Origin of the sequence: Burkholderia sp. AU39826, assembly GCF_020419965.1 — a bacterium.
Lineage (GTDB): Bacteria > Pseudomonadota > Gammaproteobacteria > Burkholderiales > Burkholderiaceae > Burkholderia > Burkholderia semiarida.
This window is the reverse complement of record NZ_JAIZQG010000001.1, coordinates 886,119-908,321: the sequence shown is the minus strand read 5'-3', so window position 1 is coordinate 908,321 and position 22,203 is coordinate 886,119. Positions and strand designations below refer to the sequence as shown.

Genomic DNA, 22,203 nt, shown 5'->3' with positions numbered 1-22,203 from the left:
GCCGTCCGACCCACGCGTGTGCGTTTCGTCGGACGGCGTTGGCGAAAAAAGCCGTGGGCCGGCCGTGTTGGCGATCGGCGGTGCAGGCGCTTGGGCGCCGCACACCGCTGCCCTCAGCGGCCCATCGTCTCCGACGGCGCTTCCTGGAACACGCGCCGGTAGCCGTTGACCAGCGTCGAACGATGGCGCACGCCCCACTTGTTCGCGACGTCGAGCACGCGCGTGGCCGGTGCGCCGTCGTCGAGCAGATCGCCGCGAATGCGCTCCATCCGCTGGCGCCGGATCAGTTCGCTCGGCGACAGCCCGAGGTGGTTCTTGAACGCTGCCTGCATCGCGCGCTCGGTCACGCCCACATGCGATGCCACTTCGCGCACCGAAAGGTCCTTTTGGTCGAGGTTGTCCATCAGGTAGCGATAGGCGCGTCGGTATTTCGCCGGCAGGCGGGCGCTCACGTCGTCGGAGCGCTGCGCCGTGCGCGACGCCTGCATGTGATCGGCCGCGGCGGCGGGCATCGACATGCTGTCCGCGCGCACGTGCTGAATCGACGCGAGCGCGTAGCGGCCGTAGAACTGCGCGAATTCGTGCGTGCGCATCTGCTGCTGCATGATCTTCGCGCGGCAGTAGAGGTAGTCGAGGTACCAGCGCGCATGCTGGCTGCCTTGCGAATTCGCCGCGCCGGACGCATCGAGCATCGCTTCGGCCAACGGCGTCGCGTGGCCGGCGATCGCGGCCAGCGTGATTTCCAGGCACAGGCTGCGGTGGTAATCGTTGAGGCCGGCCTGGCGGCTCCAGCTCACGTATTGCTTGAGCGTTTCGCCCGCGCTCGTCCGGCCGTCGGCCAGCGAAACGAGCCGGCTCAGGTGCGAGAGTCGCTCGGCCAGCAGCGGCAGCACGGTCCCGGCGGGCTGCGAGCCGGGTACCGGTGCCTCGCTCGGCTCGAACTCCGCGATGGCCGAGCGCCAGTAGATGTGGTCGGCGAGTCGCTCCGCACCGTGCAGTTCGTGCTGCGCGAAGAGGTCCCGCCGCAGCGCGTCCACGAGGTAGCTCCAACGGCGATCGCCATGCGTTGCCGCCAGAGCGGCCAGCTCGCCGAGGCGATGGCACGCTGCCTGGATCAAGCCCAGATGAAACGAAACGAGCGTCGCACCGAGGAGGCTGTCGAGACGTTGGCGCGGCGTGGCCGCCTTTTCCTCGCCGACGCGCTTGAAGCAACTGAGCGCGACGTTGAACTGGTTGCGGAACAAGGCTTGCCAGCCGGTATTGCGGCACGACGCGATACGCAGACCGTCGCGATGGGCGCGAATGGCTTTTTGCGCGCGGCGATACGTTTCCTCCGCTTCTTCATGGCGGCCGAGCATCAGCTCGAGGTCGGCGCAGACTTGCAGCTGTGCGTAGCCGGGCTGAGCTTGCGCCGTGTCGGTATCGGCATGGCGTGCGGCGTGGCGGACAGCGTCGAGAAACTGGCCGTGGAGCATTTTCGAGGCGACGTCCGCGGGGGTGTCGTCGAAAGCGAGGGCCGAGGCGGCGGCGAAGTAGATCGTTGAGAACATGTCGTGCTCCTGACTCAATGAGCGATGCGTTAAGCGGCGTGAAACGATTCGTGAAGCCGTGAGCGCATGTTTTCATCGCAGGCCGATTCAGGCGCGTGTTTGTGATGGTTTGTTACCTTCGGTTCGGGATCGGCATGTGCCGGATAGGGCGGTGCCGCGGTGGACTTTCACGCACGAGCGGGCGGCCTGTGTCGCGGCTTTTTGATGATTTGTTACGTTCGCCGCCGCCGTGCGCCGTTTGGCGCGGTGCACGGCGAGCCTGTCCGGATCTTCGTGTGTGACGCATGAACCGACGGCCAGGGAGCCGCTTCATGCCACGCAAACTCGAGTCGCTGCACATGCAGGCTCGGACGATGATCACGGCGCGGCCACTTCCCGTCGGATGAGGCGGCGCTCAAGCTGATCTGGCTGGCGCTGCGCAACGTCTTGGTCGAGTGGACCGGTTCCCGGCACGATTGGAGCGCGCCGTGAATCAGTTCGCGCTTGTTTATTCAGAAAGATTAAACAATGGAATCTGAATATCAATCCGCCTGACACACGGATTTCCGGATACCACCTGTACGGCACCCAATTGGCGGCTTGCCCGCGAACGGCGCCATAGCACACGTTTGTATCTGCCATATTTCCAGGGTGGCCATTCCGCGATTCGTGCCTAAACGTCCAAAAAAATTCCTCGGCTGCCACAGCGCCATGCTGGGCGGGGCTTGCGGCGCGAAGGCGACGTTCTCTCGCCAGTGCCTGTATCATCCATGCCGGCCGAGACAGGATGATTTTTCAGGATTATTTTTTTACTTAAAGGTGCGGTGTACGTTGTCGTAAACACCCATTGAGCTGTAGTGCTATCCTTACGCGGCGTTACGGTTTTCTTACATAATTTCTTTCGAATTCCTGACGCCTTTCGGTGCTGCTTTTCGGGCGGCCATTGGCGTGGTTCAAGTAGATTGAAAAGAACGTGGCAACAAGAAAAATAGAGCTTCCGGTGCATCCGAGGTGCATGAGCGACAAGAGGTGGAACCGGGCGAGGGCGAATGTCTGGATAGCGGCGATGCCGTCGGCAATTCGGGTGCTGCTGTGCGGCGTCTGGTTCGCCTGCACGGTCGCGCACGCTTCCGATCAGCAAGTAATCGTCGACGGCGGGCAGCGCCTGGGCGGCGTCGTGCGCACGGGCGGCCACGACGTTCCGTTGCTGCGCGCGCTCGAGCAGATCATGCCGACGAGTTACAGCATCAATGTGCCGAATGCGGGCGCATGGGCCGACGCCCCCGTGAGCTGGCGCGCCGGCTCGTCGGTCGCGCACGCGCTCGGCGAGGTGCTGTCGGTCGATCCCGCGCTGCAGGCGCGCATCGATACGGATATGCGCTTGCTCACGGTGACTGCGCATGCACGGCGCGCAAACGTTGACGCGCCGCGGCCTGCCTCGCAGGCGGCCGGCGCGGCGTCGCGCACGAACGGTGCCGCCACGAATGCGTCTTCCACGTTGCCCACGGGCGCGACGGCGATGGCGCCCGCGGCGGGGTCTGCCATTGCACAGGCGCAGACCGTGGCGCAGGCGCGCGTTTCGACGTCGACGCCTGCAGCACCGGCATCGGCTCGCATACCGGCGGCAGCACCGGCGGTCGTGCCCGTGGCAGCACCAGCACCAGCACCAGCACCCGCTCCGATGACGTCGCCCTCACCGGCAGCCGGGCCGGCCATGCCGGCATCGGTGCCGACACTTGTTTCAGCACCGCCGCGAGCGCAGGTGCCCGCGCCCGCAAAGCGTGACGCCATCGAGCCCCCGCTGCTCGCCGCCATGCAGCCGGCGTCCGGCCCGGACTCGCCGGCCCCATCGTGGGCGCCCGTCGCGACGCCGGCGTTCGCACCCGCGGCGGCGCCCGAGCGCACGGAGTGGCAGATGCGCCTGTCGGACGGCTCCGTGCGCAATGCGCTCGCGCGCTGGGCGAGCGAAGCCGGCTGGCAATTCATTTGGGACGTGCCGACCGATTTTCAGGTCGACGCGACGGCCACGATACACGGCACGCTCGCCGAAGCGCTGCGTCAGGTGACCAATGCGCTCGCCGGCGCGCAGGTGCCGATTCAGGTGGTCTTGTACCAGCGCAACCGCGTCATGCGCGTCGTTCCCAAAGGAGCAAGTTGATGAGCGTCCTCCGTCGTCCTTTCGTCATCCTTGCCGCCTGCCTCTCGCTGCTCGCGGGGTGCACCGGCCTCCTGGACAAGATCGAGCGCAGCTCGCAGGCCGATACCGCGCGTGCGGGGCAACTGCTCGGCAAGCTGTCGAACGGCGACAACCGCGCGGTGCCGGGCAGTGACGACGTCATCGTCAAGGACGAACTCTGGCTTTCGGGCAAGACGATCAAGATCGCGGCGAAATCGACGCTGCCGAAGCTCTTCGACGAGCCGGCGAGCTTCGACGGCACGGTCGATTCGCTGCGCATGTTCGCCGATCGCATTTCGCGCCTCGCGCACCTGCCGGCCAAGGTCGCGCCGGGCACGAGCGAAGCGGCCGCGCGCGCGACGCAGACCGCGGTCGATACGGGCGGCGCCGGAGCCTATCCCGGCGTGCCGCCGCTGCCACCGGGCCTGCTGCAGGGGCCCGCGCCGAGCACGAGCGCCGCGACGGTGGCCGCGCGCGTGCCGAACGTATCGTCGCCCGTGCGCATCGCGTATTCGCGCGGCACGCTGCGCGGGCTGCTCGACACGGCGTCGGCCCGCTTCGGCGTCTACTGGAAGTACGAGGACGGCGCGATCGTCTTCTTCTACACGGCCACGCGCGTCTACCAGGTGGTCGCCATTCCGGGCGACTCGAGGCTGGATACGAACGTCGTGAGCGGTGCGAGCAACAGCGGCGGCGCGTCGGGCAACGGCGCGGGGGCCGCGGGCGGATCGGGCGCCGGTGGCGCGGGCATCGGCGGCGGAGGCGGCGGGGCGTCCGGTTCGCCGTCGGTGTCGTCGGACAACACCGCGAACATCACGATGAACGCGCAACTCTCGGTGTACAACGGCTTGCAGACGGCGATCAAGGCGATGCTCTCTCCGGCAGGCTCGGTCATCACCTCGCCCGCCACGGGCTCGATCTCGGTCACCGATACGCCCGACGTGCTCGAACGCGTGGGCGAGTTCATGGAGCAGCAAAACCGCGTGCTCGCGCGGCAGGTGCTCGTCAACGTGACGGTGCTCTCGGTCACGCTTTCCGCGCAGGACAGCTACGGCATCAACTGGCACGCGGTCTATCAGGCGCTCGGCACGCAGTTCGGCATCACCACCGCGTTCACGAGCATGATCCAGAACCCGAGCGAGCTCTCGGCCACGGTGATCACACCGTCGAGCCGCGCCTCGAGCACGACGGCCATCATCGATGCGCTTTCGACGCAGGGCACGGTGCACCGCAAGACCTCGGCCTCGATCACGACGCTCAACGATCAGCCCGTTCCCGTGCAGGTGGCCGAGCAGCAAGGCTATCTCGCGCAGATCTCGACGACCAACACCGTCAACATCGGCAGCCAGACGTCGCTCACGCCGGGCACGATCACGACCGGCTTCAACCTCACGGTGCTGCCGCACATTCTCGACGACGGCACGATCATGATGCAGTTCTACAGCAACATTTCGTCGCTCGTGAACCTTGCGCCGTTCGGCCCGGCGAACCAGCAGATTCAGCTGCCGACCGTCGACACGCGCAATTTCCTGCAGCGCATCGCCGTGAAGTCGGGGCAGACGCTCGTCATCAGCGGCTACGAGGGCATCACCGATCAGGATAACCGGCAAGGCGTCGGCCATCCGTCGAACTACGCGATGGGCGGATTCAACGCGTCGGGCACGCGCGAGGTGATCGTCATCCTGCTGTCGCCGATCGCGATCAACGGCGCTTGACGCGCGCTCGGGCACAGGATCCGTCATGGCGACGCAAGTCATCCAGATCGGCCGTCAGCGTTTCATATGCGGCCTTTTCTGGCAATCGCTCTCGCGCCGGCACGCGCTGCGCGCGGAGGCCGTGGAACTCGCCGCGCGCCTGAATTTCGATGCGATGGTGCTGCGTATCGACCGCACCTTCGCGGGCGTGGGTTTCGCGAGCACGCGCGAGGGCGCGCAACTGGGCTTGCCGTCGCTCGGCGCGCTCGTGTCGAAGACGATCGCGGCCGAAGGCGCGTTCTACGACGGGCGCCAGCAGCCGGCGCCCAACTGGCTCGGTGCGTTTCATCTGCCCGACGGGCGCTGGGCCTACTTCGCCGTGCGCGACGGCGCGTTCCTGCCGAACGGCGACTGGATCGGTTCGAGCGAAGACGTGTTCGAGCGGCTGCACAGCGATTACAGTCTCGGCGGCTGGAACGTCGTCATCGGCGATCCGCAGCTGGAAGTGCAGGGGTTCCACAACTTCTACGCGCGGCGCATCGAGGACATGATCCCGCGCCGGGGCGGCAAGCCGCATTTGCCGCGCTGGCTCAATCTGTCGCGGGTCTCGCGGCGCGCACCGCGGCGCGAGGTGCTGCTGGTCGCCGGCGCGATCGTGGTGGCGGCCGCGGTGGCGGCCGGCATCGTCGCGTACCGGCACCACCGTATGGAACTCGAGCGGCAGCAGGCGTTCGAGCGGATGCGCGCGGAACTCGCGCTGCATCCGCCCAAGCCCGCGGCGCCGCCCGAAGCCGCGCACCCATGGGCCGGCGCGCCGCGGCCCGATGCGTTCGTTCGCGCGTGCCTCGATCACTTCACGCACATCGCGCCGGGCGGCTGGGAACTCGACGACTACGTTTGCCGCGCGTCGAACGTCAGCTACAGCTGGTCGCGGGGCGGATCGAACGTGGCGATGCTGATGGCGGCGGAGCCGCGCGCGACGATCGACGGCAACGGCGAGCATGCGAGCTACGTGGATCCGCTGGCCTTGCCCGTCGGGGGAGACGAAGTGCTCGATGGCGTGCACGGCGTGCGCTTGCGCATGCTTTCCGCCTTCCAGTTGCTGGGCATCGGCCTGACGTTCACGCTGCAACCGGCAAGCGCGCCGCAGCGCGGCCTCGCTTCGCAAACGCTGGACCGGCTGCATCCGGGCGGCGGCCCGCCCCCGGCACCGAGCTGGCAGACCTGGCGCATGTCGGCGCAACTGGGCGACGTGCGGCCCGACAGCCTCGTCAGGTACCTCGACGAGCCGGGCGTGCGCGTCGAGACGCTTTCATACAAATCCGGGCAGTGGACGCTCGACGGAGTGCTCTATGAGAAATGACGATGCATTGACTGTGCTGGTGCTCGCCTGCTGCTGGGCGTGGCCGTTGGCCGCGTTCGGCGAGGCCAGCGCCACGGCCGCCGCAGCCACCACGGCCGCCGCGCCCGCTGAAGCGGCGCCGCGCATGAACGTCGTTCCGACACCGGCCGCCGTGCAGGCAGCCAACGAACTGATGCGGCTACAGGAGGAAACGATGATCCTCAAGGCGCAGCTGAAAAAGCTCGATGCGCAGGCGCAGGTGGCGGAGCGGCAAGAAGCGCTGCACCGGATGGGCAGTACCGTCTCGTCGTATTCGGACGTGTCGCTCGTGGCGACACAAGGGCTCGGCAAGAAGCTCGGCGCAACCGTGGCGACGAGCGACGGCGCGGAGTTCGACGTCGGGCCCGGCGATACGCTGCCCAACGGCATGCGCGTGGCGGCCATTCGCCCGGGTGCGATCGTCCTCGCATCGCAAGACGGACGGCGCACGACGCTGACCGTCTCCGCGAGCGTGCGGCAGCAGCCCGCGCGCAACGTGGCGTCGACAGGCTCGCCCGGCGTGCCGCCGATACCGACGCTGCCTGCGTTGCCGATGCCGGCGAGGTGACGCGATGAGTTCGTCTCCGACACCTCCGGGCAAGACGCCCACGAGCGTGACGCCGCTGATTATCTCGCGCGCCGTGAAGCCGATCGAAACCGATCCGCCTCTTGCGCAGGTTCAGCCCGCGGCCCCCGGCGCGCCGGCTCTCGCGCCGGTTGCGCGGCCACGCGAGCCGGTGCTGAGCGCCGTGGCCGCGGCCGCCACCGCTTCGGTGCGGCCCGCGCAAACGGCGTCGCAAAGCCAGCCGCCGGGGCAGGCGCTGCCGCTCGCCGCGGTGGCGCGCCCGCTTTCGGACAGCGGCGAGTTCGCCGCGAGCGACGAGGAGCGCAAGTTTCTCTGTCTGCTCGACGACGGCACGCTGCTCGTTGCCGAAGGGCACGAAATGAATCCGTTCGTGCTGTCGTACTGCGCGAGGCTCGAACGGCTCAATTGCCGCTATACGACGCGGCTGGTGACGCTCGATGCGATCCGGCGCAGCTATCAGGGCCCGCGCCGCGACGGCAGTGCCGAGCGCATCGATCACACGCAGATGCAGGCCGTCGCGAAGAACCTGATCGCGCGGGCGTGCGACGAGCGTGCGTCGGATATCCATATCCGTGTGAACCGCTTCAGCACGGAGATTCTTTTTCGTATCCACAACGAACTCGTGCGCATGTCGGAGCAGACGCGCGAGTACGGCGAGCGGCTGCTCGCCACGCTTTACGCGGCGATGTCGAGCGTATCGGACAACACCTACAAGCCGAACGAACGCCAGGACGCGGCCATCGGCGATCGCGACAAGCTGCCGGACCGGCTTTTCGGCGTGCGGATCGCGACGGCGCCCACGAGCGTCGGCAGCGTCATGGTGCTGCGGCTGCTCTACAACGATGCGGGCGAGGCGACGGCCCTGACCGAGCTCGGCTTCACGGTGGCGCAGGCGAACGCGTTCGAGCTGCTCGCGCAGCAGCCGCACGGCATGAACATCATCAGCGGCCCGACCGGCTCGGGCAAATCCACGACGTTGCAGCGCGTGCTGACGAGGCAACTGCGCGAGATGGCCGGCTCGATCCACGTCATCACCGTGGAAGACCCGGTGGAGTACCCGATCGAGGGCGCCGTGCAGACGCCCGTCGTCAACGCGCCGACGGAAGAGGCGCGCTCGCTCGCGTTCGCCGCCGCGATCGCGAACGCGATGCGGCTCGATCCCGATACGATCATGATCGGCGAAGTGCGCGACCGTGCATCGGCGCAAAGCGCGTTGCGCGCCGCGATGACGGGCCATCAGGTCTGGACGACGGTGCACGCGAACGGCGCGCTCGCGATCGTGGACCGTCTCGTCGATCTCGGCTTGCCGATCGCGATGGTGACGGACGAATCGCTCGTCACGGGGCTCATCAGCCAGCGGCTCGTCAAGCTGCTGTGTCCGCACTGCTCGCGCCCGCTGGCCGAGTCGATGGCGCAGCTCGACATGGGGCTCGTCGCGCGCTTGAAGCGGGCCGTCGGCGCGCGGTTCGACGCGGTGCGCGTGGCCGGGCCTGGCTGCCCGCATTGCAAGAACGGCACCGTCGGCCGGACCGTGGTGGCCGAGGTCGTGCGCACCGACGCGACGTTTTGCGAATTGCTGCGCGCCGGGCGCAAGCCCGATGCGCACGCGTACTGGCTCGGCGAGCTCGCGGGGCAGACGGTCGCGCAGCACGCGCTCGAAAAAGTGGCGGCAGGCCTCGTCGATCCGCGCATGGCGGAGCGCGTGGTCGGGCCGTTCATGCAGGGCAGCGGGGGGCGGCCGCAGCCGCTCGGAAGCGGCTATGGCACTTGAGCTCAACCGGCGCTGGGCGCGCGTGCAACTCACGACGCAGGCGCGCCTGCGGCTCTATCGCAAGATCGCGAAAATGCTCGCGAACGGTTTGCCGTTGCTCAAGATTCTCGAGGAGCTCGAATTGCGCGCGTCGCACGAGGGCCGCAAGCCGAACGAGCCGCTGGCATTGACGCTCGCGGACTGGCGCGGCGTCGTGCAAAACGGCGGCATGCTGGCCGAGGCAATGGCGTGGTGGGTGCCGCATACCGAGCAGATGATCGTCATGGCCGGCGAGCAGTCCGGGCGCCTCGAGGCCGCGCTGCTGAACGTGTGCAACGTCGTGCAGTACGGCCGCCGGATCCGGACGGCCATCGTCGGCGGGTTGACCTACCCGTGCGTGATCGTGGCGATGACGATCGGGTACGTGTATCTCTTCGGCAAGCTCGTGATTCCGCGCTTCGCGTCGATCGTGAGCCCGGAGCGCTGGCACGGCGTCGCGAAGTCGCTCTACGAGCTGTCCCGGTTCGTGCAGGGCGGCATGATCTACTGCCTCGTGGTGCTCGCGATCCTCGTCGCGGCGCTCTTGTACTCGATGCCGCGCTGGTCCGGCAACGTGCGGGCCTGGCTCGACCGCTACCCGCCTTACTCGATCTATCGGCTCATTACGGGCTGCGGTTTTCTCGTCGCGCTTTCGTCGCTGCAGGCGGCGGGCTTCACGGTCGAACGCTCGCTCGCGCGGCTGGCCGCCGACGCGACGCCGTGGCTCAGGCAGCGAATCGACGACATGCTGTTCGGCGTGAAGTCGGGGCTCAACGTCGGCGAGGCGATGAAGAACGCCGGCTACCGGTTTCCTTCGGAGGAGATCGTCGACGATCTGTGTGTGTATGCCGAATACAAGGGCTTCGCCGAGGCGCTGCACGCGATCGCCAACGAATGGATGACCGACGGCGTGGAGACGATCGAGGCGCAGATGCGCGTGGTCAACGGCGCGGCGATCGTCGTGCTCGCGCTCGTGCTGTCGTGGCTCATCAGCGGCTTCTTCGGAATTCAGCAGGAAATTGCGGCTTTGGCCCGGAGTGTGCATTGAGCCTGCCGTGTAATGACGTGCAAGCGCAGTGCAAACGAACGGGTGTTGAAGGTAGGGGGCACGTCTTTCTCGCGTGCCGATTGAGGAAACCAAGGAGAGCAACATGAATGTCAAGACCGTCGCATCGATTCGCGCCCGGGTGGGCAGCCGTGGGGCGCGGCACATGCAGCGTGGCGCCACCCTGCTCGAAGCGATCGCCTATCTCGGGATCGCCGCAATCGTCGTCATCGGCGCGATTGCGCTGCTGCGCGGCGCATTCGGCAGTGCTTCGTCGAATCAGACGGCCGAGCAGGTGACGGCCATCCAGACCGGCGTCAAGAAGCTGTATATGGGGCAGACCAACGGCTACAACGGGCTGACGACGACCGTCGCCATTGCCGCCGGCATCATCCCGACGACGCTCGTCATCGACACCGCGGCAAATACCGTCACCGATGCCTGGGGTGGCGCAGTCACCGTTAACGGCACTGGCACCGGTACATTCACGATCACATTCGATTCCGTGCCGACGGACGTATGCATCAACGCGGCATCCGCCGGCGGAACGTGGACGGCCGTCTCTATCGGCGGTACGCCGCAAACCGTGCCGGTCACGCCCGCCGCCGCTCAGGCCGCTTGTGCCGGTGGTGCGAAGACCATCGTCTGGACCTCCGCCTGATCGAGGCCAGAGTATCGGCCTTCACTCCGATTGACGCCACGAGCCGCCCGCCATGTTCCTGATCTGGATCGTCGCCGCCTTCGCGATGCTGACCGGTGCCTACGCGCTGCTCGGCGCCGAGGCGGCGCCGGCACCGCTCGCGCCGTCGGCGATGGCGCTCGCGGCGAACATGAGCGCCTACCGGCAGGCCGTGGTGGCCTTCGCGCGCGCCAACCCGTCGTTCGCCGGCAGCGTGCCGGCGGCGAGCGTCGCGCCTTACCTCGGGGCGACCGTTCCCGATCCGATGTGGCGGAACTACGTCCAGCCCAATACCGGCTATGCGGGCAGCCTGGTCGTGGTCTATGCGGCGTCGGCGGCGGCCGCGGCCGCGGTCGACGGCATCGAGCAGATTGCGCAGGGCTCGGCGCTGGCCGGCGTGGCGCTCGGCGCCAACCTCGTGTCCCCCGGCAACCCGGCCGTGCCGCTGCCGGCCGCACTGGCGAACGCGATCCCGAACGGCATGCCGGTATGGATGGCACAAGCGTATGACTGAGCGCACCCGTACCCTCGCTCGCATCGGCATGCGGCGCGCCGGCCCCCGCGCGCGGCCGGCGCGTCGCATGTCCGGCTTCACGATGGTGGAGATGCTGGCGGTACTTGCGCTCGCGGCATTGATGATGGCGGGCCTCGTCACGCTCACGAACTCGTCGCTCGACGATACGCGCGCGCAGCAGGCCGCGCTTTATCAGTCGCAGCTGACGGCGGCCGCCACGCGGCTCATTCGGCAGAACTACACGGCGCTCGCGGCCCAGGCCACGACCACCTCGCCGGTGATCGTGAAAATGACCGGCTCGCCGTATCAGCTGTCGACCTACCTGTCGAATGCGTTGAGCGGCACGAACCCGTATGGTCAGACGCCGTGCCTGCTCGTCTACGCGGCCCCGGGCGGCGCCAGCCCGGTGGCGTTGCAGGCGCTGCTCGTCACGGAGGGCGGCCGGACCATTCCCGATCCCGAACTCGGCTACATCGCGGCGAACGCCGGCCCGGGCGGTGGCTCGATCCAGGCGACGAACAATACGATCGGCGCGGCCACCGGCGCCTTCGGCACCTGGAAGGTCGATACGCCCAACCCGGCGAATAGATCCTGCACCAACACGAAAACGGGCACGGGACATCTGGCGAGCCTCATCTTCTACGACGGCACGCAGGCGCAGAACGTCGACTATCTGTACCGCGTGGCCGTGCCGGGCAACCCGCAGGCGAACACGATGCAAGTGCCGATCGTGCTCGCGCAGCAGATCGACTACGCCGCCTGCACGCAGCCCGGTGCCATCGCGGCCGACTCTTCGGGCAACGTCCTGAATTGCGATGGAACGCAGCACATGTGGGTGCCGCAGGCGGCCTATCACTGGCGCGAACCGGTGGCCGACGAAGCGGCGCTCGCGGGCGTTGGCGCACATCAGGGCGACGTGCGGCTCACCGCCGCGACGAATCGGGCCTATGCGTACGACGGCGCCGCATGGCAAGCGCTGGCGGTGGACGAAGCGGGCAATCTCGCGCTCGGCAACGCGAACAACGTCGGCGACCCATGCCCGCCCGCGCCGCAGAATGCGGCCATCGCCCCCGCGTCGGCGAGCACGACGCTCGTCTCCACCGATGCGAACGGGCGCGTGCTGTCGTGCCGCGGCGGCAGGTGGCAAACGCAAAGCGAAATCGAGCCGGCGTCATCGCTCACGGGCTGTCAGCTCGTGATGGCCAACCCGAACGGCGCGGGCGATTACTCGGCCTGCACGAGCCAGCCGGCGACGAACTTCCAGTCGGGCGCCTATTCGTACAACGGCAGCAACGGGACGTACTCGTATACGTTCAGGACGACCGTCAACCTCACCAAGCCGGGGATCATCGTCGCGTCCACGTGGGCGCACCTGAACGACGGCATGTGCAACGGCCCCTCCGGCAACCGCGGGCAGCTCTCGCAGAGCATCGACATCACCGACGGCGGCAACCACAACCTCGGGCATACGGAGAGCCAGACGCCGACGCTTCAGGACGATTCGGGCGGGATCAACAACGCGCTGTCCCAGGCGGGCACGCCTGGCACCTACACGATCGTCGTGACGACGAACTGGGCGACGTACGCCGGCATCACGACGCCGTGGGTCAGCAGCTTTTGCGGGGAGTCTGGCCAGACGGTCTGGAACACGCCCGTCGCGGCGGGCTGGACGATCAACTCCTACTACTGAGCGCCCAACCGTGAGCCCGTCGACACCGCACACCTTCGCAGCACCGCCACGCACGGCGCGACCGGCGCCATCGCGCCGGCGCGGCCTTCGCGCGGGCTCAGTGCGGCGCGAGCGTCTGCAGCATTTCGTGCAGCTCGAGCCGGTTGTAGGTCGCGCGCAGCACGTCGCGCGGCAGGCATTGCCGCTTCGATACGAGGCTGAAGAGGTGATCGTTGAGCATGCGCGACATGTTGTCTTCCTTGCGCTTCATGAATTCGGCAAGGTACGGCAGCTTGCCCGGATCGGTCAGCAGGCCGCTGATCTGCTGATTGTTGTTGAAGAGCAGTTCGCTCGCGAGCACGAGGTTCTCGCCATCCTCCGTCGGCACGAGGCACTGGCAGATCACGCCGATCAGGCAGTTCGCGAGCGCGGCCGCATAGCGCTCGCGCTGCTCGGCCGGAAAGAACGACAGCAGCCGCGTGAGCGTGCCGATCGCGCTGCCCGTGTGCATCGTCGCGAGCACGAGGTGGCCCGACTCGCCGGCCTGCAGCGCCGTCTCCGCCGTCTCGGGGTCGCGCACCTCGCCCACCATGATGACGTCGGGCTTTTGCCGCAGCGCCTCGCGCAGGCCGGCCGAGAAGCTCGGCGTGTCGGTGGGCACTTGCCGCTGCGACACGATCGACGTGCGGCCCTCGAGTTCGTATTCGATCGGCTCTTCGATCGTGATGATGTGGCTGTTGCGCGTGCGGTTGATGTGCTCGAGCAGCGACGCGATCGTCGTCGTCTTTCCCGAGCCGGTCGGGCCCGTCACGAGGATCAGCCCCTTGGCGCTGTCGATCATCGAGCGCACGTAGGCGGGCAGGCCGAGCTTGTCGAGCGCGAGCGGCTGCAGCGGCAGGCGCCGGATCGAGATGACGAGCTTGCGGCCGCCATTGGTGCGGTAGATGTTGCAGCGAAGGCGGCAGCGCGTGAGCACGAACGGGCGATCGATCGCGCCGTGCTGAAGCTGCGCCTCCCAGTCCGGTTCGATCGCGGCCAGCGTGGGCAGCATTTCGTCGTGGAGCACGGGCTCCTCGCCGACGGCGAGCCAGCCGCGCGGCGCCTTGATCATGATCGGCCGGTCCTGCTCGATGTGAATATCGGTGAAAGTCTGCCGCAGGTCGATCAATTCGAGAATCTCGCGCGTCAGGTCGCGACGTTCGTGACTCGGAGCGTTCATCGTCAGTGCCCTTCCTATGAAAGATAGTCGGAACTTACATGAAAACTTTGTCTATGTGTCGGCGAAGCATCGGGCGGCGCCGCGTACGTTTCATCGCGGGCGGCGCGTCATGAACTGGGCTTGCCGACTGGGCACCGTGGCCCTCGCCGCCGCGCTCGCATTCGGGGCGACGGCCCCCGTTGCCGAGGCGGCGGCCGTGCGCTGGAAGTCGTCGATCGTCGATTACGAAGCGCAGGCCAAGGACATCAAGGATGTGCTGCGCGACTTCGGCGCGAGCCAGGGCGTCCCCACGCGCATCGCCGCCGATGTGGGCGGCACCGTGAGCGGCAAGTTCCATCTGCCGCCGCGGCGCTTTCTCGATACGCTCGCGGCGTCGTTCGGCTTCGTGTGGTACTACGACGGCGAAGTGCTCGACATCACGACGGCCGCCGAACTGCAGAGCACGCTCGTGAAGCTCGATTCGGCCGATACGGGCGCGCTGCGCGAGGCGCTCGACCGCCTGCGCATCTCCGACGAGCGCTTTCCGATCGTCTACGACAGCGCGCAGGGCACGGCGCTCGTGAGCGGGCCGCCTCGCTACGTGCAGATGGTGACGAACGTGGCGTCGCGGCTCGACAACAACGCCGCGCATCGAAGCGGCACGCAGGTACGCGTCTTTCCGCTCTATCACGCATGGGCGCACGACCGCACGGTGCCCATCGACGGCCAGCAGGTCACGCTGCAGGGCGTGGTGGCCGTGCTCAACGGCATCTACCACCCGCGCACGGCCAAGGCCGCCGACAAGCGCGGCGACGGCGAGGGCGGCCGCCCGGCGAGCGGCGTGAAGCGCACCACGCCGATCAACGACGTGAACGGCAATGCCTACAACGGCCCGTACATTCCGCCGCCGGTGCCGTCGGGCGCGGCCGGCAAGGGCATGTTCGCCGGGCTCACCGGGCAGCCTTCGCCGGCCGTGGCCGCGGCGGTGGGCGAGCCGCCGCCGCCGCAGAACACGAGCACGGCGCCGGCGAGCGACGATCAACTGCCCGTCATCGTCGCGGACCAGCGCACGAACTCCGTCGTGATTCGCGATACGGCCGACCGGATGGATCAGTACGGCAAGCTGATCGATCGCCTCGACGTCAAACCGCAACTGATCGAGATCGAGGCGCACATCATCGAGATCGACGACGACGCGCTGCATCAGCTCGGCGTCGACTGGACCGCGCACAACAGCCACGTCGACGTGCAGACCGGCACCGGCACGCTCGCACAGAGCACCTACAACGGCACGCTCTCGCAGAACTTCGGCCAGACGGCGCTGCCGGGCAACTTGCTCGCGGCGGCGACGCCCGTGGGCGCATCGGTGGCCGCCGTGCTCGGCGACGCCGGCCGCTATCTGATGGCGCGCATCTCGGCGCTGCAGCAGACGAACGCCGCCAAGATCGACGCGAGCCCGAAGGTCGTCACGCTCAACAACATCGAGGCCGTGATGGACAACCAGACGCAGTTTTTCGTGCCGGTGTCGGGATACACGTCGGGCGACCTCTACAGCGTGTCGACGGGCATCTCGCTGCGTGTGCTGCCGATGGTCGTGGAGGAGGACGGGCGCACGCGCATCAAGCTCGACGTGGCGATTCAGGACGGCCAGCTCACCGATCGGACGGTCAGCAACCTGCCGGTGATCCAGAACAGCACGATCAACACGCAGGCGTTCATCGAGGAGGGGCAGGCGCTGCTCATCGCCGGCTATCGCGCGGACAGCGCGACGATGGGCGTGACCGGGGTGCCCGGGCTTTCGAAGATTCCGTTGATCGGCGCGCTCTTCAGGACCGACAACCGCCAGAAGAGCCACATGGAGCGGCTCTTCCTGCTGTCGCCGCGCGTCATCTCGCCGTGATTCACCGCAACCGCCCGCACCGGGGAATGCAGGAGGCCATGTGAACGAATCCGATACTCAGCCGCATTCGCTGCCCGGCGAGCAGCCCGGCAAGCCGTCCGAGCCGCGGCCCGCCCAATCGGGCTTGCCCGCCGAGGCATGCGGCGAGGCATATGGCAAGGGCGCCGCCGATCGCCGCCTGTCCGACGACGAGGCCCGCCGCCTGCGCGGCACGCTGCGCGGGCTGCCGTGCGGGGTGATCGTGCTCGATCGCGCGGGCGCGGTCGTTCACGCGAACGCACGCGCGCTCGAGATGCTGGCGATGACGCTGCCCGCGGGCGTCGATTTCAGCGTGGCGCTGAGCGAGCGCTTCGAGATGACGGACGTGCCGCGGCTGCGCGATCTCGAAGCGGGCCGCGAGGTGCGCGTGGACGATTCGACCTTCTGGATTCAGGCGGGCCCCGCTGGTGCGTGCGGCGGTGCGGGGGCGGGCGAATCCGTCATCGCCGTGACCGACGTGACGCCGTTCGCGCGCTCGCTCGACGAGCGGGCCATGTCGCTGCGCTTCTTGCTGCACGATCTGCGCTCGCCGCTCAATTCGATCAGCGCGCTCACGCAGCTCGACGCGAGCGACCCCGAGGCGTTCGAGCGCTGCGGCGGCATGCAGCAGATCACCTCGCTCGCGCAGTACGTGCTCTCGCTCGGCGAGCAGTTCATCTTCTCGTCGGTGACCGAGCATTTGCAGGCGCGCGACTTCAAACGGTTCGATCTGCGCGCGACGCTGCGCCAGATCATCTCGCAGCTGGAGGTCACCGCCGTTTATTGCGGCGTCGCGCTACACTTGTGGCTACCCGACAGCGCACCGCTCTGGGTGAGCGGCATGCGCAACTTCGTGGCCCGCGCCGTCCAGAACGTCATCGACAATGCCGTTCGCGCGTCGCCGCGCGGCGAGGCGGTGACCGTGTCGATCCGGCAGGCCGACGGTTTCGCCGAGGTGGTCGTCGACGATCGCGCGGGCGGGCTGCCGGGTCTCGTCGAGGGCGATCGGCTGGCCGACTTCGAGAAGCTCGGCAAGCGGACGGCAACGGGCTTCGGCCTCGGGCTCAAGCTCGCCGTGCAGATCGTCGGCATGCACGGCGGCGCACTTTACGCGGAGCTCAACGGGCAAGGCGGTACCATGTTCGTGCTGCGTCTGCCGTGCCTGAATCCTGTCGCCGCGAAGCCGCACGCGACATCGCTCGTCGATGCCGACCGCGCGTTGCGCGCGGCGCGCGGCGAGTGAGGCGCCGGAGCACGGCCCGTATTCGTTTGGCACGCGTCGCGCGGACCGGGCGCCGGCTCCCGCGCGGCCGTCGGAACCAAAGGTCCATATGAAATCGCTTGCAGGCAAACCCGTACGCATTCTGTTCGTCGAGGACGACGTCGCGCATCACGCGCTCGTCCATTCCTGGCTCAAGAGCGAGGGCTACCACATCGACGCTTTTCACAGCGGGCTCGACGCGCAGCAGTTTCTGTCGGAGCAGTGGGCCGATCTCGCGATTCTCGACTGGGACCTGCCGGGCGTCTCCGGCGACAAGCTGCTGCAAAAGATCCGCAGCCGTTCGCAATCGATCATGCCCGTGATTTTTCAGACCGTGCACTCGGCGGAGTCCGACATCGTGCGCATACTGGATGCAGGTGCCGACGACTATCTCGTGAAACCCTACGACAGGCAGGTGCTGCTTGCGCGCATGCGCGCGCTGCTGCGGCGCTTCGCGCCGATGAACGTGCAGGGCCGCAAGATGTTCGTCGACGGCGAATGCGCGCTCGATCAGCAGGCGCGCTCGCTCGTGGTGGCGGGCGTGGCGCACAAGCTCGGCACCAAGGAGTTCGACATTCTCTGGCATCTCGCCCGGCACACGGGCGCCGTCGTGCTGAGGCAGGATCTGATGAGCGTGGTCTGGGGCTGGGATGCGGCCGTGCAAAGCCGCTCCGTCGACATGTACGTGAGCCGCCTGCGTGCGAGCCTGAAGGCGGCCGGCGTCGGCTGGACCGTGCAATCGGTCTATGCGACGGGTTACCGCCTGACCCTCAAGCCGGATGTGGATCAGTCGGGCGCCGGTGCGTCCCCGGAAGGCGCCGCATGAGCGCGGCCCGCATGCGGACGCTCGCACGCGGCGCCGTCGCGGCCTTCGTTTGCGCGGCCGCCGTGCACGCGCAGGCGGCGAGCATGGCGTGGGCCGGCGGCTCCGGCGCACGCTTCGTCTACGTGACGAACGGCGCGGGCCTCGCGGAGGTCCTGAATGCGTTCGCGGCGGGGCAGCACGTTGCCCTGCGCATCGACGGTCAAGTGGACGGCGTCGTGAGCGGCCGTTTCGCGATGCCGCCGCAGCGTTTTCTCGACGTCATGAGCCGTTCGTACGGATTCGTCTGGTACTACGACGGCGCGGTCCTGCACGTGTCGCCCGCGAACGAGCAGGCGCATGTCGCCATCCGGCCTCACTTCCTTTCCGCGAATGCGCTGCGTGCGTCGCTCGAGCAGGCAGGTCTTGCCGATACGCACTTCCCGTTGGCGGTGGATGCCGGCGCGCAAACGGTGAACGTGCGCGGGCCGGCGACCTACGTGGAGCGTATTCGTGCCGCGGCCGAACGCTTCGAGCGCGACGCGCGAAAGCGCGTGCGTTTGTCCGTGCGGGTGTTTCGCCTGAGTGCCGCGAATGCCGCCGACGAAACGCGCGTGGTCGATGGCCGCACGCTCGTCGTGCCGGGTGTGGCCACGCTCTTGCGGCGCCGTTTCGAGCGCCCGGCCGTTGCGAGCGGGCCCGCCGTTTCCGATGCACCGCAGATCGTCGAGTTCGATGCGGCGCTGCCGGCGATCGAAGCGGATGCGACCACGAATTCCATCCTGATACGCGATCGGGCCGAGCGCATCGACGCCGACGGCGCGCTCGTCGCCAGCCTGGACGTGCGTGCGCAGCTCGTATCGGTCCAGACGTGGGTGGTGGACGTCGATGGCGACGCGCTCGACGCGTTGCGGCCCGCACTGCCGCCGGCCGTGGCCGGCGGGGCAGGTGCGCAGGAGGCGACGGCGGACGCGCGCGAGCACCGCGATGCCGGTATCGCGCCCGACGGCGGCCGCGCGCTGCTCGCGCAGCTCAAGGCATTGGCCAGGAGCGGCCGCGCCGAAATCGAGGTGTCGCAAACGGCGCTCACGCACGACCGCTCGCCGGCCGTCATCGATCGCCACGAGGCACGTCTCGCGCGCCGCGACGAGGATGACCTGCCCGATGACGGCGCCCGCGATCTCTGGCTGTCGATTGCACCGACGGTCGAAGGCGCCGCGTCGATGCCGCGTATCGGCTTGCGCGTGGAACTGGGGCGCCGCGGCGATGCACGCCGCTATCGGGCCGTCGACGAAAGCCTGGCGCCGGGCGAGTGCCTCGTCATCGAGGGACCGGCGCCGTACAACGGCGATGTCGCGCGTCGCGCGGACGATACCGATTCCGGCAGTGCGGGAGAGGGCGGTATGCGCCGCCGCCTCGTCTTGCTGATACCGCGCGTGGCAGCATAGCCGCTGACCGGATGAGCGCCCGCGATGGCGTGAGGGTGAGGCCACGTGCCGTGGCCGAACGGATGCGACGGCTGGTCAGTCAGGCATCGACGCGCGCGCGGATGCGCCCGTTGCGCGAGGCGCGCCGGCGCTCGCCGGGGTTACGCCCGCAGCCACATGAAATTGCCCGACGCGATGCCCTCGAACATTTCGTCGGGCGATTCGAGGATGTTGTTCTGCCAGTAGCGGCCGTGTTCGGCGTAGTGCGAGAAGAGATCGGCGAGATAATCGCCGGTGATCGTCGGGCCCATCGGCAGATGGACGAGCAGCACGACGTTGCCCGTATCGGCTTCGAGGCACAGTTGCGCCTGGTCCTGCGCGTAGATGAGCAGGTTGGCCTCGAGCATGAGCCGGAAAACGACGAGCGACCGGCCGGGCGTGACGGCGCCGTAATGAAAGCTGACATAGACCGAATCGGGGTCGGTCTCGTGGTGATTGAGATGGACGTCGAACCCTTCGATCTCGAGCGTTTGCGTCTCGACGACATACTCGGCGTCGGGCAGCCCGACCACCGCGCAAACCTCGTGAATCAACTCGACGAAACGTTCCCTGCTCATGGGCGGCAATCTCCGGCGAAAATAGGGCGGCCCGGCTGCAAAAACGCGGGGGCACGTAGCCGGAAAGCAGGGCTTTCCGCTTTCGTGCCCCTCGCGCGAACGGACTGCGGCAAGGCGAGTGGCTTACTGGCCCTTCGCGGCGTCGGCGATGTTCTTCGCGCCGTTGTTGCCCACGGAAGCGAGCGCCGACGTTTCCTGCTGCTGCATGTTGATCTGCATCGCGGCCATCGTCATCGCGTTGTTCTGGTTGGCCATGGCCTGCATCTGGCCGACCATGTCGGCGTTTTGCGAACCGGCTTGCGAGACGCCCGAGCTTCCGATCGATGAAGACATGATGTATTCCCCTTATCAAGAAAGTGATGGAAAAAGCACTGCTGTGGGTTGACGCGTGATGCTTCGGTAAAAGACCCTTGGCCGTGATGGCCGCCGGTCCGGACCGGCTGACGCGCAGCCGGATGCTGCAACTGCAAACTGTTCAACCGTCTTGCGTATCGCCGCGAATGCGGTCAAAGCGCCGCGCCGCGGGCGCTGTGGCGCTCCTGCAGCGTGAGCACGATGCGACGCGCCGCGATCATCCCGCGATAAAGCTTTTGCAGATCGAGCCGCTCGCGCTCGTCGGCCGCGGACTGCGTGGCCGTACTGATCCGGCGCGCGGTTTCGTCGAAGGCCGCCGCGATGCGCGCGACCCGTTGCGCGCCGTCGGGCGCCGAGAGCGTGGCGTCCAGCGCGTTCAGATCCTGCGCGATGGGAAGCAATGCGTCGTACATGTCGGTTCCTTTGGTGGTCGAGGTCAATTGTTTGCTTCGTCCTTGCTGCTCGCGAACAGATGCTTCGTGCCGTCGGGCGTCTCGATGTAACGCAGCCCGCCCGTGGCGATCACGGCCGTGTACTCGACATCGGGCGCGAGCGCCTGCGCTTCCTTGACATCCACGTCGACGCGCTTGACGTTGTCGCCGAGGTCGGCCCTGATACCTGCGATCAGCGTGCGGAAGGTCGTCATCGACTGCACGCTGCCGCTCACGCGGAAGATGCCGTGGCCCTGGTAATTCACTGCCGCGCCCGTGCCGGCGAGCGACTGCTGGATGTTGTCCACATCCTGCTGCGCGACGTCGTATTCGCGCCGCACCTTGCCGCGCGCGAGGCTGTCCATGATCCGCTGCGCCTTCGCGCTTTCGTCGCTGCTCGTCACGATGCCGCGCACCGCCACACTGTCCTTGCGTGCCATGGCCTGCAGATCGCCGAGGCCTTCGCGGTGCAGGGCCTCCTGCAACTGCCGTGCGAGCGCGTCGGCGTCGAACCTCACGCTCGCCGCCTCGCTCGACTGCGTGCCCGCGAACATCACACCGGCCACGGCGATGCCGCCGATCGCGGCGGTGCAGGCGAGCGCCAGCACCGCCGTGCGCCAGGGCACCTTCGGCGAAGCGGCCGGCGCATGGCCGGCGCCGGGTTCGTCCGAATGGGCCGGGTCCATATCCGGCGCGCCGCTATCCGCGTCGGCCTGCGCCGCGGTGTCGGCGGCAGGCGGCTCGGCCGTCTTCCAGAGGCCCGCCAGCAAATCGAGATCGCGCGGCCAGGCTTCGCCATCGGGGCCCACGCAAAGCACGACGTCGCCGAACGGCACGGCCACGAAGTCCGCCACGAGCACCTCATCGCCGTTCGCCGAGCGGATCCGCGCCACACCGTCCTCGCCCACGCAAAGCTCGATGTCCTCGACCGTCCAGTCGCTGATGCAGACATCGGCGTGCTCGGTGGCGCCGATCCGGTAGGCGCCGCTCGTGAGCCGGACCTGGGCTCCGGCGTGGGTGCCGGTCAGTACTCGAAGCGCTTTCATGATCGTGGTATCCGTGTATCCGACGTGGGTCATGCGGTTGCTGTTGCGGTTGCGGGTCGCCGCTCCGGCGTTGCGCTGCTTCGCGCA

19 protein-coding genes and 1 pseudogene are annotated in these 22,203 nt (G+C 67.8%); 14 read left to right on the top strand and 6 right to left on the bottom strand.

Annotated elements, in window-relative coordinates:
• Nucleotides 1–113 precede the first annotated feature (113 nt).
• Nucleotides 114–1,550, bottom strand: a complete 1,437-nt coding sequence (locus LGM42_RS04035; RefSeq protein ID WP_226231623.1) for a helix-turn-helix transcriptional regulator — start codon at nucleotides 1,548–1,550, stop codon at nucleotides 114–116.
• Nucleotides 1,551–1,873: 323 nt separating this feature from the next.
• On the opposite strand from LGM42_RS04035, the pseudogene LGM42_RS04030 reads away from it, so the two are divergent.
• The 10 genes and pseudogenes from LGM42_RS04030 to pilV all read left to right on the top strand — a co-directional run.
• Nucleotides 1,874–2,068: pseudogene (locus LGM42_RS04030) on the top strand (IS256 family transposase); the annotation flags it as partial.
• 476 nt (nucleotides 2,069–2,544) lie between these two features.
• The gene (locus LGM42_RS04025; RefSeq protein WP_226231622.1) at nucleotides 2,545–3,687 is read left to right on the top strand and encodes a toxin co-regulated pilus biosynthesis Q family protein; all 1,143 of its coding nucleotides are present in this window, start codon (nucleotides 2,545–2,547) and stop codon (nucleotides 3,685–3,687) included.
• Nucleotides 3,687–5,420, top strand: a complete 1,734-nt coding sequence (locus LGM42_RS04020; protein ID WP_059639198.1) for a PilN family type IVB pilus formation outer membrane protein — start codon at nucleotides 3,687–3,689, stop codon at nucleotides 5,418–5,420. Before LGM42_RS04025 ends, LGM42_RS04020 begins: the two co-directional genes overlap by 1 nt.
• Before the next feature lie 25 nt (nucleotides 5,421–5,445).
• Nucleotides 5,446–6,762, top strand: a complete 1,317-nt coding sequence (pilO2, locus tag LGM42_RS04015; protein WP_226231621.1) for a type 4b pilus protein PilO2 — start codon at nucleotides 5,446–5,448, stop codon at nucleotides 6,760–6,762.
• Nucleotides 6,763–6,808: 46 nt separating this feature from the next.
• Nucleotides 6,809–7,348 (top strand): type IV pilus biogenesis protein PilP, encoded by a 540-nt coding sequence (gene pilP, locus LGM42_RS04010; RefSeq protein ID WP_226231620.1) that lies wholly within the window; start codon nucleotides 6,809–6,811, stop codon nucleotides 7,346–7,348.
• A 4-nt stretch (nucleotides 7,349–7,352) separates the two neighbouring features.
• Nucleotides 7,353–9,137 (top strand): GspE/PulE family protein, encoded by a 1,785-nt coding sequence (locus LGM42_RS04005; protein WP_226231619.1) that lies wholly within the window; start codon nucleotides 7,353–7,355, stop codon nucleotides 9,135–9,137.
• Nucleotides 9,127–10,203 (top strand): type II secretion system F family protein, encoded by a 1,077-nt coding sequence (locus LGM42_RS04000; RefSeq protein ID WP_060311198.1) that lies wholly within the window; start codon nucleotides 9,127–9,129, stop codon nucleotides 10,201–10,203. The genes LGM42_RS04005 and LGM42_RS04000 overlap by 11 nt, the downstream gene beginning before the upstream one ends.
• A 103-nt stretch (nucleotides 10,204–10,306) precedes the next feature.
• Nucleotides 10,307–10,861 (top strand): type 4 pilus major pilin, encoded by a 555-nt coding sequence (locus LGM42_RS03995; protein ID WP_226224828.1) that lies wholly within the window; start codon nucleotides 10,307–10,309, stop codon nucleotides 10,859–10,861.
• A 52-nt stretch (nucleotides 10,862–10,913) separates the two neighbouring features.
• The gene (gene pilM, locus LGM42_RS03990) at nucleotides 10,914–11,393 is read left to right on the top strand and encodes a type IV pilus biogenesis protein PilM (protein WP_060967711.1); all 480 of its coding nucleotides are present in this window, start codon (nucleotides 10,914–10,916) and stop codon (nucleotides 11,391–11,393) included.
• Complete coding sequence (gene pilV, locus LGM42_RS03985) at nucleotides 11,386–13,083, top strand: shufflon system plasmid conjugative transfer pilus tip adhesin PilV (RefSeq protein WP_060311195.1); 1,698 nt, start codon at nucleotides 11,386–11,388, stop codon at nucleotides 13,081–13,083. The genes pilM and pilV overlap by 8 nt, the downstream gene beginning before the upstream one ends.
• Before the next feature lie 97 nt (nucleotides 13,084–13,180).
• Here the strand turns inward: pilV and LGM42_RS03980 are convergent, their stop codons facing one another.
• The gene (locus LGM42_RS03980; protein ID WP_395129553.1) at nucleotides 13,181–14,287 is read right to left on the bottom strand and encodes a type IV pilus twitching motility protein PilT; all 1,107 of its coding nucleotides are present in this window, start codon (nucleotides 14,285–14,287) and stop codon (nucleotides 13,181–13,183) included.
• A gap of 103 nt (nucleotides 14,288–14,390) precedes the next feature.
• Between LGM42_RS03980 and sctC the strand changes: the two genes are divergently transcribed.
• From sctC to LGM42_RS03960, 4 genes are all read left to right on the top strand, one after another.
• Nucleotides 14,391–16,160, top strand: coding sequence for a type III secretion system outer membrane ring subunit SctC (sctC, locus tag LGM42_RS03975; RefSeq protein ID WP_226231617.1), 1,770 nt, complete (start codon nucleotides 14,391–14,393; stop codon nucleotides 16,158–16,160).
• 40 nt (nucleotides 16,161–16,200) lie between these two features.
• Nucleotides 16,201–17,421 carry an ATP-binding protein gene (locus LGM42_RS03970; RefSeq protein WP_226231616.1) on the top strand — a complete coding sequence of 407 codons (1,221 nt, stop codon included), beginning with the start codon at nucleotides 16,201–16,203 and terminating at the stop codon, nucleotides 17,419–17,421.
• 88 nt (nucleotides 17,422–17,509) lie between these two features.
• A complete protein-coding gene (locus LGM42_RS03965; RefSeq protein WP_226231615.1) occupies nucleotides 17,510–18,265 on the top strand; it encodes a response regulator transcription factor in 756 nt (251 codons plus the stop codon).
• Entirely contained in the window at nucleotides 18,262–19,689 is a 1,428-nt protein-coding gene (locus LGM42_RS03960; RefSeq protein ID WP_226231614.1) for a secretin N-terminal domain-containing protein, read from the top strand. Before LGM42_RS03965 ends, LGM42_RS03960 begins: the two co-directional genes overlap by 4 nt.
• 140 nt (nucleotides 19,690–19,829) lie before the next feature.
• Here the strand turns inward: LGM42_RS03960 and LGM42_RS03955 are convergent, their stop codons facing one another.
• The 4 genes from LGM42_RS03955 to hrpD5 all read right to left on the bottom strand — a co-directional run bounded on the left by LGM42_RS03955 (nucleotide 19,830) and on the right by hrpD5 (nucleotide 22,149).
• A complete protein-coding gene (locus LGM42_RS03955; RefSeq protein ID WP_060311191.1) occupies nucleotides 19,830–20,285 on the bottom strand; it encodes a molecular chaperone Tir in 456 nt (151 codons plus the stop codon).
• Between the two features lie 123 nt (nucleotides 20,286–20,408).
• Nucleotides 20,409–20,618 carry a hypothetical protein gene (locus LGM42_RS03950; protein WP_006765597.1) on the bottom strand — a complete coding sequence of 70 codons (210 nt, stop codon included), beginning with the start codon at nucleotides 20,616–20,618 and terminating at the stop codon, nucleotides 20,409–20,411.
• A 173-nt stretch (nucleotides 20,619–20,791) separates the two neighbouring features.
• Nucleotides 20,792–21,079, bottom strand: a complete 288-nt coding sequence (locus LGM42_RS03945) for a type III secretion system protein (protein ID WP_226094072.1) — start codon at nucleotides 21,077–21,079, stop codon at nucleotides 20,792–20,794.
• Entirely contained in the window at nucleotides 21,076–22,149 is a 1,074-nt protein-coding gene (gene hrpD5 / locus LGM42_RS03940) for an HrpD5 family protein (RefSeq protein WP_081083173.1), read from the bottom strand. Before hrpD5 ends, LGM42_RS03945 begins: the two co-directional genes overlap by 4 nt.
• Between the last annotated feature and the right edge of the window lie 54 nt (nucleotides 22,150–22,203).

Coding starts and splice junctions, on each gene's coding strand:
- LGM42_RS04035 (WP_226231623.1), bottom strand. CDS start 1,550: ATGTTCTCAACGATCTACTTCGCCGCCGCCTCGGCCCTCGCTTTCGAC.
- LGM42_RS04025 (WP_226231622.1), top strand. CDS start 2,545: ATGAGCGACAAGAGGTGGAACCGGGCGAGGGCGAATGTCTGGATAGCG.
- LGM42_RS04020 (WP_059639198.1), top strand. CDS start 3,687: ATGAGCGTCCTCCGTCGTCCTTTCGTCATCCTTGCCGCCTGCCTCTCG.
- pilO2 (WP_226231621.1), top strand. CDS start 5,446: ATGGCGACGCAAGTCATCCAGATCGGCCGTCAGCGTTTCATATGCGGC.
- LGM42_RS04005 (WP_226231619.1), top strand. CDS start 7,353: ATGAGTTCGTCTCCGACACCTCCGGGCAAGACGCCCACGAGCGTGACG.
- LGM42_RS04000 (WP_060311198.1), top strand. CDS start 9,127: ATGGCACTTGAGCTCAACCGGCGCTGGGCGCGCGTGCAACTCACGACG.
- LGM42_RS03995 (WP_226224828.1), top strand. CDS start 10,307: ATGAATGTCAAGACCGTCGCATCGATTCGCGCCCGGGTGGGCAGCCGT.
- pilM (WP_060967711.1), top strand. CDS start 10,914: ATGTTCCTGATCTGGATCGTCGCCGCCTTCGCGATGCTGACCGGTGCC.
- pilV (WP_060311195.1), top strand. CDS start 11,386: ATGACTGAGCGCACCCGTACCCTCGCTCGCATCGGCATGCGGCGCGCC.
- sctC (WP_226231617.1), top strand. CDS start 14,391: ATGAACTGGGCTTGCCGACTGGGCACCGTGGCCCTCGCCGCCGCGCTC.
- LGM42_RS03965 (WP_226231615.1), top strand. CDS start 17,510: ATGAAATCGCTTGCAGGCAAACCCGTACGCATTCTGTTCGTCGAGGAC.
- LGM42_RS03960 (WP_226231614.1), top strand. CDS start 18,262: ATGAGCGCGGCCCGCATGCGGACGCTCGCACGCGGCGCCGTCGCGGCC.
- LGM42_RS03955 (WP_060311191.1), bottom strand. CDS start 20,285: ATGAGCAGGGAACGTTTCGTCGAGTTGATTCACGAGGTTTGCGCGGTG.
- LGM42_RS03950 (WP_006765597.1), bottom strand. CDS start 20,618: ATGTCTTCATCGATCGGAAGCTCGGGCGTCTCGCAAGCCGGTTCGCAA.
- hrpD5 (WP_081083173.1), bottom strand. CDS start 22,149: ATGACCCACGTCGGATACACGGATACCACGATCATGAAAGCGCTTCGA.